Genomic DNA, 17,399 nt, shown 5'->3' on the forward strand with positions numbered 1-17,399 from the left:
ACCCTCTCCGACGGCACCAAGATCACCGTCCCGGCCAACACCGCGACTGGCACGGCGACCATCGCCGCTGCCGACGACGTCTTCACCGGCGGTCAGGCACCGATCGTCAACAAACTGGAATCGGTCACTGGCGCAGACAACTTCGAAAAACTGACCCTGAGCCAAACCGACGTCAAAACTACTGTCACCGATGAACCATCGGGTCAGGGCGACCAAGTCACCGTCAGCATCGAAGGCAATGGCGGTGTGCAGGAAAACCTCGCGCCGACCTTCACCGTCAAGCTTGACCAGAAGCTCGATCATGACCTCAAGGTCACCCTGAGCAACGGCGGCACCGTCACCATTGAAGCGGGCAAATTGTCGGCCATCTACACCGCACCGGTGCAGGGCGACGACGTCTACAAGGACGGCCAGACCCTGACGGTGGGTGTCAGCGGCGCCAGCGTCGACGGCAAAACCTTCGAAAACCTGGTGATCGACGGCACGGCGGCCAACGTGGCCATCACCGACACCGTCAGCGAAGTCATCGCCACTTTGACTGCGGATAAATCCACCGTGGCCGAAGGCGGCTCGGTGACCTACACCGTGACCCTGACCAACGCGGCCGGTCTGCCGATCAATAACCATGGTCCGTTGGAGTTCACCCTGTCCGACGGCACCAAGATCACCGTCCCGGCCAATACCGCGACTGGTACGGCGACCATCGCTGCTGCCGACGACGTGTTCACCGGCGGCCAGGCAGCGATCGTCAACAAACTGGAATCGGTCAGCGGCGCTGACAGTTTCGAGAAGTTGACCCTTGGCAAGGACCAACTCACCACCACTGTCACCGATGAACCATCGGGTCAGGGCGACCAGGTCACCGTCAGCATCGAAGGCAATGGCGGTGTGCAGGAAAACCTTGCGCCGACCTTCACCGTCAAGCTTGACCAGAAGCTCGATCATGACCTCAAGGTCACCCTGAGCAATGGCGGCACCGTCACCATTGAAGCGGGCAAGCTGTCGGCCATTTACACCGCACCGGTGCAGGGCGACGACGTCTACAAGGACGGCCAGACCCTGACGGTGGGTGTCAGCGGCGCCAGCGTCGACGGCAAAACCTTCGAGAACCTGGTGATCGACGGCACCGCGGCCAACGTGGCCATCACCGACACCGTCAGCGAAGTCATCGCCACTTTGACCGCGGACAAATCCACCGTGGCCGAAGGCGGTTCGGTGACCTACACCGTGACCCTGACCAACGCGGCCGGCCTGCCGATCAATAACCATGGTCCGCTGGAGTTCACCCTCTCCGACGGCACCAAGATCACCGTCCCGGCCAATACCGCGACTGGCACGGCGACCATCGCCGCTGCCGACGACGTGTTCACCGGCGGCCAGGCAGCGATCGTCAACAAACTCGAGAGCGTCAGCGGCGCGGACACTTTCGAGAAGTTGACCCTTGGCAAGGACCAACTCACCACCACTGTCACCGATGAACCATCGGGTCAGGGCGACCAGGTCACGGTGAGCATCGAAGGCAACGGCGGTGTGCAGGAAAACCTTGCGCCGACCTTCACCGTCAAGGTTGACCAGAAACTCGATCACGACCTCAAGGTCACCCTGAGCAACGGCGGCACCGTCACCATTGAAGCGGGCAAGCTGTCGGCCATCTACACCGCGCCAGTGCAGGGCGACGACGTCTACAAGGACGGTCAGACCCTCTCGATTGGCGTCAGCGATGCAACGGTTGACGGCAAAACCTTCGAGAACCTGGTGATCGACGGCACCGCGGCCAACGTGGCCATCACCGACACCGTCAGCGAAGTCATCGCGACCCTGACTGCGGACAAATCCACCGTGGCCGAAGGCGGCCAGGTCACCTACACCGTGACCCTGACCAACGCGGCCGGCCTGCCGATCAATAACCATGGTCCGTTAGAGTTCACCCTCTCCGACGGCACCAAGATCACCGTCCCGGCCAACACCGCGACCGGCACAGCAACCATCGCCGCGGCCGACGACGTGTTCACCGGCGGCCAGGCAGCGATCGTCAACAAACTGGAATCGGTCACTGGCGCAGACAACTTCGAAAAACTGACCCTGAGCCAAACCGACGTCAAAACTACTGTCACCGATGAACCATCGGGTCAGGGCGACCAAGTCACCGTCAGCATCGAAGGCAATGGCGGCGTACAGGAAAACCTCGCGCCGACCTTCACCGTCAAGGTTGACCAGAAGCTCGATCACGACCTCAAGGTCACCCTGAGCAACGGCGGCACCGTCACCATTGAAGCGGGCAAGCTGTCGGCCATCTACACCGCGCCAGTGCAGGGCGACGACGTCTACAAAGACCCAAGCAACCTGAGCCTGACCGTCGGTTCGGCCAGCGTCGACGGCAAAGCGTTCGAAAACCTGGTGATCGACGGCACGGCGGCCAACGTGGCCATCACCGACACCGTCAGCGAAGTGATCGCGACCCTGACTGCGGACAAATCCACCGTGGCCGAAGGCGGCTCGGTGACCTACACCGTGACCCTGACCAACGCGGCGGGTCTGCCGATCAATAACCACGGTCCGCTGGAGTTCACCCTCTCCGATGGCACCAAAGTCACCGTTCCAGCCAATACCGCAACCGCTTCCGCCACCATCATCGCCAAGGATGACGTCTACACCGGCGGCCAGCCGTCCATCGTCAACAAGCTGGAATCGGTCAGCGGCGCTGACAGTTTCGAGAAACTGACCCTGGGCAAAGACCAGTTCACCACCGCCGTCACCGATGAAGCAGGTTCAGGTACGCCGAATACGCCGGCCAACACCGGTGACATCACCACTATCAGCATCACGGGTGATACATCTGTCGTCGAGGGTCAGGCAGCGCATTACACCCTCGCGCTGACCAACCCGGCTCACGGTGAAGTGACCGTAACCCTGACCTACTCTGGCACCGCAGCCAATGGTGTGGACTTCACCGGTGTGACGACGGTCAAGATCCCGGCGAATGCCAGCAGCGTGCCGTTCGACATTTCGACCATCGATGACCGGATCACCGAAAACACCGAAAACTTCGTGGTCAAGATCGACTCGGCCACCGGCGGCAACTTCGAGAATCTGGCGATCAGCGCGTCCAATGGCAGCGTCAACACTTCGATCATCGACAACGATGCACCACCAGCACTGGACCTCGACGCCAACAACTCCAGCGGTGCCACCGGGGCCGATTACAAGGTGACCTTCACCGAGAACACCCCGGGGGCGGGTGTGTCGATCGGCGACACCGACCTGAGCATCACCGACCCGGACAGCACGATGCTGACCGGCGCGACCATCGTGCTGACCAACCGTCAGGACGGCGATGCGCTGAACCTGGGCAACAGCGTCAACGGCATCACCATCAATGCCAACAGCACCAATGGCACCGTCACCCTGACCCTGTCGGGTAACGCGACGCTGGCCGACTACATGCAGCAGATCAAGAACATCACCTTCACCAACAACAGTGAAAACCCGAGCACCGTGCCACGTACCATCACCGTGACGGTGACCGATGGCAGCAACTACTCCAACACCGCGACCACTACGGTCAACGTGGTGGCGGTCAATGATGCACCGGTCGCAGCACCGGTCAACGTCACCGGCACCGAAGACACGCCGCTGGTCCTCGGCTGGTCGACCTTCGGCGTCAGCGACGTCGACAGCCCGGCCACCAGTCTGGGCGTGAAAATCACCCAACTGCCGGTCGAGGGCAAACTGCAGTACCTGGACGGTTCGACCTGGAAAGATGTCGCCGCCAACCAGACCTTCAGCAAAGCCGACGTCGACGCTGGCAAACTGCGCTTCATGCCGGATGCCAACGAATCGGGCGTGGACGGATACAGCGGTACCAACCTTGGCAACAATCAGTCCGACTACGCACAAATCAAGTTCCAGCCAACCGACGGCCAGGCACTGGGCAACACCGGCACGATCAAGATCGACATCACTCCGGTGGCGGATGCCCCGACCCTGAGCGTTGCCGACAACAGCGTAAGGTCCACCGGGCTGATCAAGGAAGTCTGGACCGGCCTGTCGGGCCTGGGCACCAGCGGCAGCGGCGCGGACTCCACCACGCTGAAAAACGTGATCGACGCCGCGGGCACACCGAACTCCACAGGCACCGTGACCAACGTGCAGTCCGACGGTAGCGTGACCGCCGGTACGGCGTCGAAAACCTCCGGCCTGATCTACCTCGAAGCCGGCAAGACCTACACCTTCAGCGGTGTTGGCGATGACAGCCTGCTGGTGACCATCGGCGGCAAGAACGTCGCCGCGATCACCTGGGGCGCGGGCGGCAACCTCAATGGTTCGTACACCCCGACCACCAGCGGCTACTACACCCTGGACATCTACCACCACAACCAGAGTGGCCCGGGCAGCTATGACGTCAATCTGTCGGTCAATGGCGGCACACCAACCGACCTGAGCAGTGCCGGCGTACCGATTTACACCGGCGTGTCGGATCTGGTGAATGCCGGCGTGACCGTGTCCGACTTGCACGGCACCAATGGCGAGGGCTACTACGACGGTTACAAACTCAATACCGGCGCCGAAGGCACCAGTGTGAAATTGTCCGCCATCACCACTGCGCTGACCGACACCGACGGCTCGGAAAGCCTGAGCCTGAAGATCAGCGGTATGCCGGTCGGCTCGGTGCTCACCGACAGCGCGGGACATACCTTCACGGTCACCGCGTCCAGTGGCGAAGCCAACGTGACCGGCTGGAGCCTCGGCTCTCTGACCGTCACTCCACCACCGTACTACAACGGCCAGTTCAACCTGACCGTGACCTCGACCTCCACCGAGGCCCTGGGTGGTTCGGCCAGCAGCACTTCGCAGATTCCCGTGACCGTGTACCCGGCGGTCTACAACGCCGCGACCGCCACTGCGGGCGATGACACCGTCAACGGCACCGACGGCAACGACATCATCATCGCCGACATTGGCGGCCTGACCGTGGTGCCAGGCGCCAACTACAACATCGCGTTCATGGTCGACAGCTCCGGCAGCATGAGTAGCACGTCGATCAACTCGGCCAAGGACTCGCTGACGTCGGTGTTCAACACCCTCAAGCAAAGCCTGGGCAGCAATTCGGGTACGGTGAACATCTTCCTGGTGGACTTCGATGCCCAGGTCAACAAGTCGGTGTCGGTGAACCTCAATGACTCCAATGCACTGACTCAGTTGAAGCAGACTCTGGACTCGATGTCGTCCGGCGGCGGCACCAACTACGAGGACGTGTTCAAAACCACGGCCAACTGGTTCCAGAGTGCGGACGCCGTGGCCAACAGCGGGGCGAAGAACCTCACGTATTTCATTACTGACGGTAAGCCGACTTACTATCAGAGCGGCGAGTCGACCAACCCGATCCTGTATGGCAGCACAACACTCGATAGTCTGATCACCACCAAAAGCTATCAGCTGGGTACTGCGGTCAGTCTGTTCCCGGACAGCACGCACCAGATCGACATTTCCGCCTCGGGCCAAGTGACGGTCTGGACCAAGACCACCAGCAGCAACGGCAACAACGGCAACGGCAACGGCAATGGCAATAGCAGCGAAAGCTGGTCATCCAAGAACTTCGGCTCTCTGCATGCCCAGGGTGACGGCACCTACGAGTTCTCGTCGCGTGACGGCGACGGCAGCAGCACCGATTCGGACACCATCAGCAACTCCACCGGCAGCTTTGCACTGCTGAGCAACCTGTCGAATGTCGAAGCCATTGGCCTCAACAGCGGAGTGGGCCTCAACGACCTGAAGCCGTACGACTCGAATCAATCGCCACAAACCAACATCGATCCGAAGGATCTGGCCAACTCGATCATCGGCCACACCGAAGCGACAACGCCGGGTCACGACACCGTCAGCGGTGGCGACGGCAACGACCTTCTGTTCGGCGACCTGGTGAGCTTCAACGGCATTGCCGGCGAGGGTTACCAGGCGATGCAAGCCTTCGTGGCGCAGCAATCCGGTGTGGAAGTCAGCAAAGTCACCACCAGCAATGTGCACCAGTACATCACCGAGCATTACACCGCGTTCGATGTATCCGGTGCCCATGACGGCAACGACACCCTGTTGGGCGGTGCGGGCAATGACATCCTGTTCGGCTCGGGTGGTAACGACAACCTCGACGGTGGCAAGGGCAATGACATCCTGCTCGGCGGCACCGGCAGCGACACGTTGATGGGCGGACAGGGCAACGACATCCTGATCGGTGGTTCCGGCGGTGATACCTTCGTCTGGAAAGCGGGCGACACCGGCAACGACGTGATCAAGGACTTCAAGGCCAGCGAAGGCGACCGGATCGACCTGCGCGATCTGTTGCAGGGCGAAACCGGCAGCACCATCGACAACTTCCTGAAGATCAGCACGGTCGATGGCGTGTCGTCGCTGCAAGTCAGCTCGGCCGGTCAGTTCAACTCGGGCAATGCCGCAGCCGCCACGCCGGACGTGACGATCAAACTGGAGGGCAATAACTGGTCTAGCGCCAACCTGCAAAGCCTGATTGCCGGTAGCGACCCGACCATCAAAGTCGATCACAACAACAGCTGATGCACGAAAACGGCCGCTCCCTATGGGGCGGCTGTCACGTTTGCATCCACTGCCCGGTGACGATTTCGTCGCTGCGCCACATACTGGCGTGCCGTTGACCTATGCTGCCGACAGCACGACGCTGGTTCAATTCCGAGGGATGCTCAATGTTTTACGTGCAACGCGATACGCAGGGCCTGTTGGTACGCGTGGAACCCGCCGCCTATGCCGAGGCTACGGAAACGCTGTCGGCCGACAATCATGAGATCCAGGCCTGGTTTGCCAACGCGGCTGTGGAAAACAGCCTCAAACAGCTCAAGCAAAGTGACCTGGAAATGATCCGGGTACTCGATGACTTGATTCAGGTGCTGACCCAGAAAGGCGTGATCCGCGTCACTGACCTGCCGACGGCGGCCCAGGCCAAGCTCATGGACCGAAACCAGGCGCGTGAGGCGTTGGGTGGGTTGAGTCAATTGATCGATGATGAAGAGACCGGATTGATCTGACGCGCGCCCCTGCGGTCATTCCCACGCGCTGCGTGGGAGCGATCACATCAGCTCCAGGGCTTGGGCTCGCCGAACAACTGGCCCTGCACACCGTATAGCCCCATCTCACGAATCACCGACAACTCGCCTTGCGTCTCGACCCGCTCGGCAATCAGCGGCAAATCGATGCTGTGCGCCGCTCGCTGGATCGCCTCGATGAACAGGCGTTTGTCACTCTCCAGATCGATCGACCGAATGTAGCTGCCATCGATTTTCAGGTACGCCAGACCCAGACGAGCCAGGTTGCCGATCATGCTGAAGCGGCCGCCAAAACGTTGCAGGCTCAGGGAAAACCCGAGTTCGCGCAGGTGGCGGGTCAGTTGCTCCAGCACTGCCTGGTCAGGCAGTTGCTCTTCGCCAATTTCCAGGGTCAGACGCGGGCCGAGGTTGGAGTGCGCGCGCAGTATCTCGAAGATTTTGTTTTGCGCCTGGGGGTCGGCCAGGGTAGCCGACGATAGATTCAGCGCCAGCGACTCCTCATGCCCGCTCATTTGCTCCAACACCCGCTCGAGCATCAGCCGATCCAGACGCGCAGTCCAGCCGAAGCGCTCCAGCCAAGGCAGAAAACGTCCGGCGGGGATGGTCTGGCCGTGTTCGTCGAGCAGCCGCGACAGCACTTTGTAGTGCAGCACCAGTTGCGTGTCCTGTGCAGCCACTACCGGTTGGAAATACAGCTCGAAACGTCGCTGTGTCAGCGCCTGGTCGAGCATCAGATGCCAGGCGTGGTGATCGTCGCCGACACTGGCCGAGAGGCTGTGCTCGATACAGGCCCAGTTCTGCTCGCCCTGGCCTTCGGCCTGCGCCAGCGCCTGGTCGCCGAGGCTGAGCACGGCTTGCGGCGAGTCGCCGTGAGCGAAAGGCGCCAGACCGATAGACGCCACGGCAGCCACATCGGTGGCGCCGGTAGCGTGAAGACTGGCCAAGGCGCTGTCGAGGTTCTGTGCCAATTGCAGTGCTTCCGCGCGCACCAGCCCCGGTGCCAGTACGGCAAATTCACCACCACGGATTCGGGTGACCAGGTTTTGGGTTTCCGGGTATCTGGCGCACTCGCGAGACAGTTGCTCGCCGACGGCCTTGAGCACTTCATCGGTACGCTGGCCACCGAGACGCTGATTCAGACCGGCCAGATCCTTGACCCGCAACAGCAGCAGGTAACCGGAACTGGCCTGCTCCGGGTTACTTACCCGCGCATTCAATTGCATCTCGAAATAACGCCGGTTGGCCAACCCGGTCAACGAGTCCTGATAGGACTCGACCCGTAGTTTTTCACTGCGCTCGGCCTGCTCCTGGAACAGCGCCTTGAGCTTCTCGACCATCTGGTTCATAGCCTGCACCACCCGGCGAAGTTCGGGGGTGCGCGGCAGTTCCGGCAGGCTGAGAAATTCCCGTCGGGCGATGGCGTGGGATTGCTGGACCATGTAATCGAGCGGTCTCAATTGCTGACGCAGCAACAGTGCGCCGAGTACCGCACTGACCGCGCCACAAAGCAGCAACCAGCCCAGGCTGCCCAAAGCGCTTTGCCACAACTTGGCCAGCGCGAACATCGGGTGGCTGACCACCTCGACCCGGGCAGCCTGCTCCCAGCCACGGCTGACGATCGCATCACCACCTGCCGGCTCCAGGCCGATCAGTTTGACGAACCAGTCCGGAACGCTGTTGACCGTCGGAATGCCCGTGCGCTCGACCAGGGCCTGGTCGGTCTTCAGATCGACCACGCGGATGCTCGCGTAGTAACCGCTGTCGAAAATCGAGCTGACCAGCAACTCGACCATCGCCGGGTCGTCGATGTTCGGTGTCAGGGAAAGCGCCAGCGCCGTCGCGGCGTCCTGGGCATGGGAGCGCAACTGGTTGACGTACTGAGTGCGCGAGCTCTCCAGACTGACCATGAAACTGCCGGTGAAGGCGACCACCAGGAACAGACAGATAGCAATCAACAGCTGTTTGAACAAAGACATCTGAGCACGTGCTCCTAGTTAGTCGTCTCGACCGGGAATCCTTCGGCCTGCATTTTTTTCAACACATCCTGCCAACGCGAAAGGCGCTTGGAATCGCCGACCTTTTTATTGCCCTTGGCACCCGGCAACCACATCCCTTCCGCATTGAAAGAGTAGACCGGCAGCAAATCCTTTCTTTGGCTGGCCGGCTTTATTGCATCAATCAGGCTGTCGAGCACCAGGGGCTCGACTTCCGGGCTTGAATAGTAAGTCAGCACCATGTGCGCGCGGTTCTGGGTCAGTGCCTTGACATAGGTGATACGCAGCTTTTCACTGGCTACACCGAGGTGTCGCAGGCTGAAGTACTTGGCAATAGCGTAGTCTTCACAGTCGCCGGCGCCTTTCCAGAGGGCTTCGATCGGGGTTTCCCAGTAGTCGACTTCATGCCACAGATCGATGTCTTCGACGTATCGCAACTGCTTGTTGAAGAAACGATTGACCACATTGAGTTGTTCCAGCTCGCCGATCTGCTTCTGGCTAGTCAATAAGTATTGCCAATCATTAATGCGTTGCTGACCTTCTCCCAAAGGTCCGTACAATGCCTGCGCCCGCCGGCTGATCAAGGAAAAATCCCAATCGGCGCTCAAACTGCCCAGCATCACGCCAGTCAGCAGCAATGCGCTGCACAGCCAGCGTAAAACCTGGGGAATCGTTAAACTTGCCACCAATGCAAGGCATCCTGGATAGGCAGGAGGGAGTCGTTCGAATGGTGAAGGTTAGCCCGGAAAAAGACAATGGCACGGTGAGATCACTGGCGGCGCGCTAAACTGCAAGAAAGGCACTCGAGAGCTTGTTTGACAAGCAGTCAGTCAGTTACTAGTGTCACTTGGATCCAAAAATATTCCATCAATCAGGGTGCGTTTAGTGACACAAAAGCCCAACCCTCTCGGCAGCATCAAGGTCAACGGGCCGATTCCCGCACACATGGCACGCTCGGTGATCGAAGAAACCCTGCGCGCGGCCATACTCGACGGGCGCATTCCCTGCGGTGCGGCCCTGCGTCAGCAAGACCTCGCCGACCTGTTCGGCGTCAGCCGCATGCCCGTACGCGAAGCCTTGCGCCAACTCGAAGCGCAATCGTTGCTCAACGTGATTGCCCACAAGGGCGCCGTGGTCGCGCCGCTGGTCCAGGGCGATGCCGTGGAAACCTATGCGCTGCGCATCCTGCTGGAAGCCGAAGCTCTGCGTCTGTCGGTGCCACTGCTTCGGGACGAAGATCTCGAAGAGGCTGCCCGCTACATCGACGAACTGGAAACGGAAAGCGACTACACCGAAATCGGTCGACTGAATCGCCTGTTCCACATGGCGCTTTACACCCGGGCGCCGAATCGCCGGCTGTTGAAACTGGTCGAGGACGGCCTGAACGAAGAAGAGCGCTTCCTGCGTTTCAACCTGGAAGCCATGGGCCTGGGCAAACTTTCCCAGGATGACCACAAGGCACTGTTGCAGGCAGCCGAAGCCCGGGACGTCGAACGTTCCGTGCAACTGCTCGAGCATCACCTGAACCGGGGGGTCGAGGTCATTACGCGCTACCTCAACAGCCCTGAAGTACAGGCCAGGAACAAGTCGAAGTAGCCTGCGGCGGCAAGCCCGGGGAATGTACCGAAGGGTTTTCCTCGCTTGCCGCGCATTCCCTCCAAATGCTCCGCGAATAATTTGATTACAAATCCCCTGCCCCCATACCAAACCGCCCTTGCGGCGCCATACCGCGCCCCAACGTCCCGCCGCCTTAAAACCGACCATTGCAACGATTGCATGATGCCTCAGTAATGGCGGCCACCTCGATTTACGCCCACTCTGGATAACCAGGACAAAAAACGGGTGACGCTCCGTGCGAATGGAGCAGTCCCTGCCCCGAGAAGCGAAGGAAGGAGCCTCATCACGGGAACGGAAGGATCGGCATCACTCGCGACCCACTTCCACCCCCTTAGACACCCCCAAACGACGCCCGTAAAAAAGTTACTTCGAGTGAGGCATTCACTCTTTATTCAATTCTGACTTATATAAGCCGGAAGGAGTAACTACGCCAAAATAAAACCAACATAAAAAGTTTTATTGGAACTTGTCATCTTCGAAAAAGTTGAATACTCAAATAACAACAAAACAACTTGATCAACACTTTATATGTGTATTAATTTTTCTTCGCCGCCAGCCACAAGCGGCAGTAGCGCCTCAGTTACTCGGCGTCCATAGCACTGAAAAAGATCAATACGTTTGAGGTACCCGTTCGCCAGGAGAAAACTTCCAGCGAACTTCAGTGCTCGATGACTTTTTATCCAAGATCATTTACAGGCTCATCCATGAAACCAACTAAAGAACGACTGCTTCAAAAAAAGACCGAACTTGGCGAACACCCGATCTTCTCTGAAATACATTCGCTGCCGGTCCTGCGACGCTTCATGGAAACCCACGTGTTTGCCGTATGGGACTTCATGTCGCTGACCAAGCGCCTGCAACAGGAGCTGACCTGCGTGCGACTGCCCTGGCTACCGCCGCAGGATCCCCAGGCCGCGCGGTTGATTAACGAGATCGTACTGGGTGAGGAGTCGGATGATCGTCCGGCCCAGGGTCATTACAGCCACTTCGAGTTGTACCTGGATGCAATGCGCGAAGTCGGGGCATGCACCCTTGCCATCGAACGCTTCGTGGCCCTGCAGCAAGAAGGCGTGAGCTACGATGTGGCCTTGCAGAGCATCAACGTCGAACCGGCGGCCGCCAATTTCGTTCGCCATACGCTACACACCGCACTGCATGCGCCAGGTCACAGTGTGGCGGCGGCGTTTCTGCACGGTCGCGAGAGCGTTATCCCTCAGATGTTCCAGCGCATCCTCGACGATTGGGGCATCGGCATCGAACAGGCGCCGACTTTCCGGTACTACCTCGAACGGCACATTGAGGTCGATTCCGAGGACCACGGCCCGGCAGCGGAAAAGCTCCTGTCGCGACTGGTCGATAGCGACCCGCAACGGCAGGAAGACGTGTACGCCAGCGCCATCGCTGCCGTGGAAAGTCGTATCGCCCTGTGGGACGGGTTGCGCCTGAGCATGAACAAATCCGTCGTGGAGGTGAGCGCATGAACGCCGCCGACTACCAATCCTTCGCCGACGCCTGGGAAAACCGCGCGACCATCCGTACGCGCCCGCGCCGCGTGCTGGAAAACGACGACAAACTGATCTATCCCTTGAGCCGGCAACCGCTGGTGCTGAGCGAAACCTTTCTGCGCGAATGCCCGGAACAGCGCGACTTCGCCCTGGTGCAGACCCTCTACAAGTTCATCAACGATGTGGTGATCTTCGAAACCGAGATCGTCGACAAAACCGCCCGCAGCATCGCCAAGAATCACTTCGCGATCGAGTTTCCGTTCGCCTGCCGCTACGACGCCATGACTGTAGTGGTGGATGAGGATTACCACGCGTTGGTGGCGATGGATTTCATGCAACAGACCATCGCCATGACCGGTATCGCCCCCATTGAATTACCGGATGAGATCGAGCTGAGCCTGGCGATACCGGCGGCCGTGGCGCTCGCACCGGAGCACCTGCGTAGCGCTGTAGAGCTGATCTGCGTGGCCATCGCCGAAAACACGGTGACCGGTGATGTCGCCGCGTTCGCCAAGGACAACACAGTCAAGCAATCGATCAAGGGCCTGATGGCCGATCACTTGCTGGACGAGGGGCGCCATTCCGGTTTTTGGGCGCAGCTGGTACGCATCTACTGGCATACCGCAAGTGCAGGCGACCGCCAGAGCATCGCGCAGATCCTGCCGGTGTTCATTGCCCATTACCTGACCAATGACATCCAGAAATCCTTCGACTTCCGCTTGATCAACGCACTGCAGATCAACGACGTAGCGCGCCACGCCCTCAGGAACGAAGTGTCGGCATTGGCCTTTCCGATCAATCGTCATCACCCACTGGTGGCCAACATTGTGCGGTTTTTCCACAGCAGCTCGCTGCTCGATTCGCCGTGCGTACAAACCGCCCTCAACAACTATCTGGTTTGACGAGGAGCCCATTATGAGACGTCTCGACATCTTGCTCTATGGACAAAGCCAGGCCATGGCCGACCTGGCGCTGGAACTCGAACAACACGGTCACTCACTGACCCGGATATCCGCACTCGACGAAATGCCGGGGACTGCGGATCTACTGATCGACGATGGCACCTCGCTTCAATTCACCGGTCAGGCGCCACGACTGACATTGCAGTTGGGCCTTGGCCTGCCACGAGCGTCCGGCCTGCCATCGCTGGACGTGTTGTGCTGGCATGGTTCAACGCTGCTGAGCCGTGTACCCATCGCCGATGAACAGTCGGGTAACGGCCAGGCGTTGCGTATGCAGGCCATGACAGCACTGGTTGACCACGTGGCGTTGCTGGTCAGCCGCTACTCGCGCGATGCCGATTATTTTCAACACGCCGAACCCGCCGTACCTGCCCGCTTTGAGCGCATCGAAAGCCTGCGGTTTCTGGACAGCCTTGCGTTCGTGCATCGCCTCAATGCCACCGCCGACCCACGACTGCAGCAACTCGCGCAAACGCCGATGATCGAGAGGCTGGAGCAACAGTGCATCCAGAGTGCCGACCATCCGGCCTTGAGCATCGACGGCAACACCCTCGACTATCGCCAGTTGCACACCCACAGCCGCGCCATCGAGCAACGTCTGCAGACGCTTCTGGATCAGCATCAAGGCCCGGTAGTCATCGGGATCTGCCTGCCAAAATGCAGTGCGCTGTATGCGGGAATCCTGGCGATCCTGGGCAGTGGTGCGGTGTACTTGCCGCTGGAACCGAGCCATCCGTTACAACGTCAGCAGTACATCCTGTCGAGCGCCGGTGCGGTGTTGTTGCTGCATGACGGCGAGCATCCCCTGGCGAGCGGGATGCCAGGGCTGGACATCAGCAGCATCGACGCCCTCGACGCGGACCTCACTCAACCTTTGATGCGCCAACGCCCCGACCTCGATGCGCCATGCATGGCGCTCTATACCTCGGGCACCACCGGCCATCCGAAGGGCGTGCTGCTCAGTCAGGCCAACCTCGCGCACTTCACCCACTGGTACGCCGACTATGTTCAGCTGACCCGCCAGAGCCGGGTGTTGCAGTTTTCTTCGTTGAGTTTCGACTCATCACTGATCGACATCTTCCCCACTCTGTTGCAGGGCGCCGAACTGATCGTGCCCGGCGATGACCAGCGCCGCGATCCGCTGCAACTGGTGGACCTGATTCGTCATCGGCAACTGAGCCACGCCTTTTTACCGCCGGCCTTGTTGAGCATCCTGCCGCTGGAGCAATTGCAGTGCCTGGACCATGTGATGACCGGTGGCGATGTCTGCGAGCCGTGGGTCATCGAGCAACTGAGCCGCCAAGGCAAGCTCTACAACCTCTACGGGCCCACCGAAGCCACGGTGCTGATTACCGCGCGCAAACTCCAGCCAGGCGACAACAATCGCTCTCTGGGCGCTCCAATTGCCAACAGCCAGGTGTTGATTCTCGATGACGACTTTCAACCGGTGGCCGAACAAACCGTCGGCGAGTTGTACATCGCCGGTCCGGGTGTGTGCCTGGGTTATCTGAACAACCCCCAGCAAACCGCTGAGCGCTATCTGGACCTGAACTTGCCTGATGGCCGGACCCTGCGCGCCTATCGCACTGGGGACATGGCGAAGTGGACGAGCGAAGGGATTGAGTTGTGTGGTCGGCGTGATAATCAGGTGAAGATTCGCGGTTTCCGGGTCGAGCCGGAAGAGATTGAGCGCTGCCTGCGCGACAGCCGGTTGTACCGCCAGGTTGCCGTGGTCATCGATAGCCAGCGGCGGATTCTGGCTTTCCTTGCCCAACCCCGGGAAGACCTTCCCGGCAGCGCTCGCCAAGCGTTAAAGGCCCACGCGACACAACACTTGCCGGACTACATGCTCCCCGTTGCATGGACCGAGCTGACAGCCATGCCCTACGCCAGTAATGGCAAGGTCGACCGTAAGGCGCTTCTGGAGTTGCCGCTCAACGTCACCGAGCACCCTCCACGACGTCTGCCCGCCAGTGCCGATGAGGCCTTGCTGCTGGAGATATGGGCGGAGTTGCTGGAGCTGCCGGCGAGCGACATTTCCACCGACGAAAGTTTCTTCAATCTTGGCGGGCACTCGATCCTGCTGTCGCGCATGCTCCTGCGACTGCGCGAGGAGTTCGGGCGCAGCATCTCGATCAATCGCTTCATCGAACTGCCCACTATCGCGAAACTGGCGACACTGGTCCGCGGCTCCGACGGCGAAGAAGTGCTGAGCGAACAGGCCATGCGCGATGCCTTCCGCGAACTGGATGTTCAGCCGCTGCCCGTCAGCCGCATGGGCGATGTGCACAAGGTGATCGTCACCGGTGCCAACAGTTTTGTCGGTGTACACATCGTCGAGGCGTTGCTGGCCTGGGGTGCCAGCGAAATCGCCTGCCTGGTTCGCGACGGCAGCGGGCAGTCGGCGGACGAGCGCTTTGCCCAAGCCTTGCGGGAGAACCGTCTGGAGCATCTGGATATGAGCCGGGTGCGGGTTTACACGGCAGACATCACGCGGCCGGAACTCGGTTTGGCGCCCGAGGTTTACCAGCGACTGGATCAGGAGTTTGGCGCCCTGGTGCACAACGCGGCCAACGTCAATCACGTCCTCGATTACGAGTCGCTCGCCCGGGACAACGTCGAGCCGATTTTCGAGTGTTTGCGCCTGTGCGAAGGACGCAGCAAAAAAATCTTCAATTTCGTCTCGACGCTCTCGGCCTCCAGCACGATATCCGCCGACGGCCGAGTGCTTGAGTTGCCGGCCGCCCCGACTCCACCGATCTACATCAAGAACGGCTACAACCTGTCCAAATGGGTCGGCGAGCGAATCCTCGAACGGGCGCGGGAGCTTGGGGTGCGGGTCAATCTCTACCGCCCCGGCAACATCAGCTTCAACAGCCTCACGGGCGTGTGCCAGCCGCACAAGAATCGCCTGATGCTGATGCTCAAGGGCTCGATCCAGCTGGGACAAGTGCCGGAGTTCGCCTTGAACTTCGACTTGATGCCGGTGGACTTTCTCGCCCGATTCATCGCCTTCCACGCCAGTCGTTATCAACCGGAACAAGCGGTATTCAACCTGCACAACCCCGAGCCCTTGAGCTGGGACAACTACGTGGCGTCCTTCCGCGAGGCAGGGCGCGAATTCGCGATGGTCAGCGTCGCCGACTGGCAACAACAACTGGGTCGGGTCGACAGCGACAACGCGTTGTTCGGCGTGCTGGGGTTCTACCTCAACGGCTTCGAGGAGGACATCGGCGATATCTCGATGATCGGTCACGACAACGCCCAGGCCGGCGTACGGCTTATGGGCGCGCACTACCCGCAAAAGTCCCCGGCGCTGCTGCGTCGCGGCTGCGACTACCTCAAAGAAATCAATTTCATCTGACTCGACCCAATGGAGCAAGACCATGAGTACTCTGCAACCCGATACCCTGATCAAAAACCCTCAAGGCTGCCAGGTGGTGTCCTCGGTGGACGTGCCCGCCGATGCCACGCAGGTATGGGCCGTAGTCGGCAACTTTGCCGGCTTCGATCGCTTCATCCCGGCGCTGTCGCACATCGAAATGACGGGTGAAGGCGTGTCATCGCTACGCAAAAAGTTTTTCAGCGACGGCAACCTGGTGGTCGAGCAACTCAACTCCCGGGACGACCAGGCACGGCACATGACCTGGACCACTATCTACAACACCCTGGGTGTGGCCAATCTGTGGGCAGCAATGAGCGTTGAACCACTGGGTGCGGGCAAGTCCCGAGCTACCTGGACCATCGTTGCCGAACCGGCTCAGGGTGGCGCCGAGGCGCTGCCGGGCTTCAAGGTTTTCGTACAGGGTTTTGCCGATGATGCGATGAACAATGTGCTGAAGCTGTTTGCGTAAGACTGAAACGACAAAACCCCTGTCTGCGTGAGCAGACAGGGGTTTTGGAATTTAATCTTGACGATGACCTACTCTCACATGGGGAAACCCCACACTACCATCGGCGATGCATCGTTTCACTGCTGAGTTCGGGATGGGATCAGGTGGTTCCAACGCTCTATGGTCGTCAAGAAATTCTGTGACCAGCCCGTTAGAATTTTAACGTGCCGGTGAAAACTGGTGACTTCTACTAAAACAAAACCCCTACCTGCATACGCAGATAGGGGTTTCGGAATTTAATCTTGACGATGACCTACTCTCACATGGGGAAACCCCACACTACCATCGGCGATGCATCGTTTCACTGCTGAGTTCGGGATGGGATCAGGTGGTTCCAACGCTCTATGGTCGTCAAGAA

The 17,399-nt window shown here is 59.8% G+C and carries 9 protein-coding genes and 2 rRNA genes; 7 read left to right on the plus strand and 4 right to left on the minus strand.

From position 1 onward, the window contains the following. The coding region (locus BSF44_RS27820; RefSeq protein WP_172435408.1) for an immunoglobulin-like domain-containing protein at positions 1-6,567 on the plus strand (6,567 nt) is incomplete at its 5' end. A gap of 146 nt (positions 6,568-6,713) precedes the next feature. Continuing rightward, on the plus strand, positions 6,714-7,052 hold the full coding sequence (locus BSF44_RS27825) for a tryptophan synthase subunit beta (RefSeq protein ID WP_095946215.1): 339 nt from the start codon (positions 6,714-6,716) through the stop codon (positions 7,050-7,052). A 47-nt stretch (positions 7,053-7,099) separates the two neighbouring features. Here BSF44_RS27825 and lapD read toward each other — a convergent pair whose 3' ends face one another. Next, on the minus strand, positions 7,100-9,046 hold the full coding sequence (lapD, locus tag BSF44_RS27830) for a cyclic di-GMP receptor LapD (RefSeq protein ID WP_095946216.1): 1,947 nt from the start codon (positions 9,044-9,046) through the stop codon (positions 7,100-7,102). Positions 9,047-9,060: 14 nt separating this feature from the next. Continuing rightward, positions 9,061-9,753: a cysteine protease LapG gene (gene lapG, locus BSF44_RS27835; RefSeq protein WP_095946217.1), complete on the minus strand. Its 693-nt coding sequence runs from the start codon at positions 9,751-9,753 to the stop codon at positions 9,061-9,063. Positions 9,754-9,949: 196 nt separating this feature from the next. On the opposite strand from lapG, the gene BSF44_RS27840 reads away from it, so the two are divergent. The 5 genes from BSF44_RS27840 to BSF44_RS27860 all read left to right on the plus strand — a co-directional run bounded on the left by BSF44_RS27840 (position 9,950) and on the right by BSF44_RS27860 (position 17,002). Next, positions 9,950-10,660, plus strand: a complete 711-nt coding sequence (locus BSF44_RS27840; RefSeq protein ID WP_095946218.1) for a GntR family transcriptional regulator — start codon at positions 9,950-9,952, stop codon at positions 10,658-10,660. A 725-nt stretch (positions 10,661-11,385) separates the two neighbouring features. Continuing rightward, a complete protein-coding gene (locus BSF44_RS27845; protein WP_095946219.1) occupies positions 11,386-12,162 on the plus strand; it encodes a DUF3050 domain-containing protein in 777 nt (258 codons plus the stop codon). After that, the gene (locus tag BSF44_RS27850; RefSeq protein WP_095946220.1) at positions 12,159-13,088 is read left to right on the plus strand and encodes a diiron oxygenase; all 930 of its coding nucleotides are present in this window, start codon (positions 12,159-12,161) and stop codon (positions 13,086-13,088) included. Before BSF44_RS27845 ends, BSF44_RS27850 begins: the two co-directional genes overlap by 4 nt. A gap of 13 nt (positions 13,089-13,101) precedes the next feature. Then, entirely contained in the window at positions 13,102-16,512 is a 3,411-nt protein-coding gene (locus tag BSF44_RS27855; RefSeq protein ID WP_095946221.1) for a non-ribosomal peptide synthetase, read from the plus strand. Between the two features lie 22 nt (positions 16,513-16,534). After that, complete coding sequence (locus tag BSF44_RS27860) at positions 16,535-17,002, plus strand: SRPBCC family protein (protein ID WP_095946222.1); 468 nt, start codon at positions 16,535-16,537, stop codon at positions 17,000-17,002. Between the two features lie 55 nt (positions 17,003-17,057). Here BSF44_RS27860 and rrf (BSF44_RS27865) read toward each other — a convergent pair. Together rrf (BSF44_RS27865) and rrf (BSF44_RS27870) are read right to left on the minus strand one after the other, a co-directional pair. After that, positions 17,058-17,173: ribosomal RNA gene (rrf, locus tag BSF44_RS27865) — 5S ribosomal RNA — on the minus strand. A gap of 108 nt (positions 17,174-17,281) precedes the next feature. After that, a 5S ribosomal RNA gene (gene rrf, locus BSF44_RS27870) occupies positions 17,282-17,397 on the minus strand. Positions 17,398-17,399 lie beyond the last annotated feature (2 nt).

Source organism: Pseudomonas sp. ACN8, from assembly GCF_002303925.1.
In the GTDB taxonomy this organism is placed as follows: domain Bacteria; phylum Pseudomonadota; class Gammaproteobacteria; order Pseudomonadales; family Pseudomonadaceae; genus Aquipseudomonas.

What these genes read in the sequence shown, in the direction of transcription:
- BSF44_RS27825 (WP_095946215.1), top strand. Translation starts at nt 6,714, where the DNA reads ATGTTTTACGTGCAACGCGATACGCAGGGCCTGTTGGTACGCGTGGAA.
- lapD (WP_095946216.1), bottom strand. Translation starts at nt 9,046, where the DNA reads ATGTCTTTGTTCAAACAGCTGTTGATTGCTATCTGTCTGTTCCTGGTG.
- BSF44_RS27845 (WP_095946219.1), top strand. Translation starts at nt 11,386, where the DNA reads ATGAAACCAACTAAAGAACGACTGCTTCAAAAAAAGACCGAACTTGGC.
- BSF44_RS27850 (WP_095946220.1), top strand. Translation starts at nt 12,159, where the DNA reads ATGAACGCCGCCGACTACCAATCCTTCGCCGACGCCTGGGAAAACCGC.
- BSF44_RS27855 (WP_095946221.1), top strand. Translation starts at nt 13,102, where the DNA reads ATGAGACGTCTCGACATCTTGCTCTATGGACAAAGCCAGGCCATGGCC.
- BSF44_RS27860 (WP_095946222.1), top strand. Translation starts at nt 16,535, where the DNA reads ATGAGTACTCTGCAACCCGATACCCTGATCAAAAACCCTCAAGGCTGC.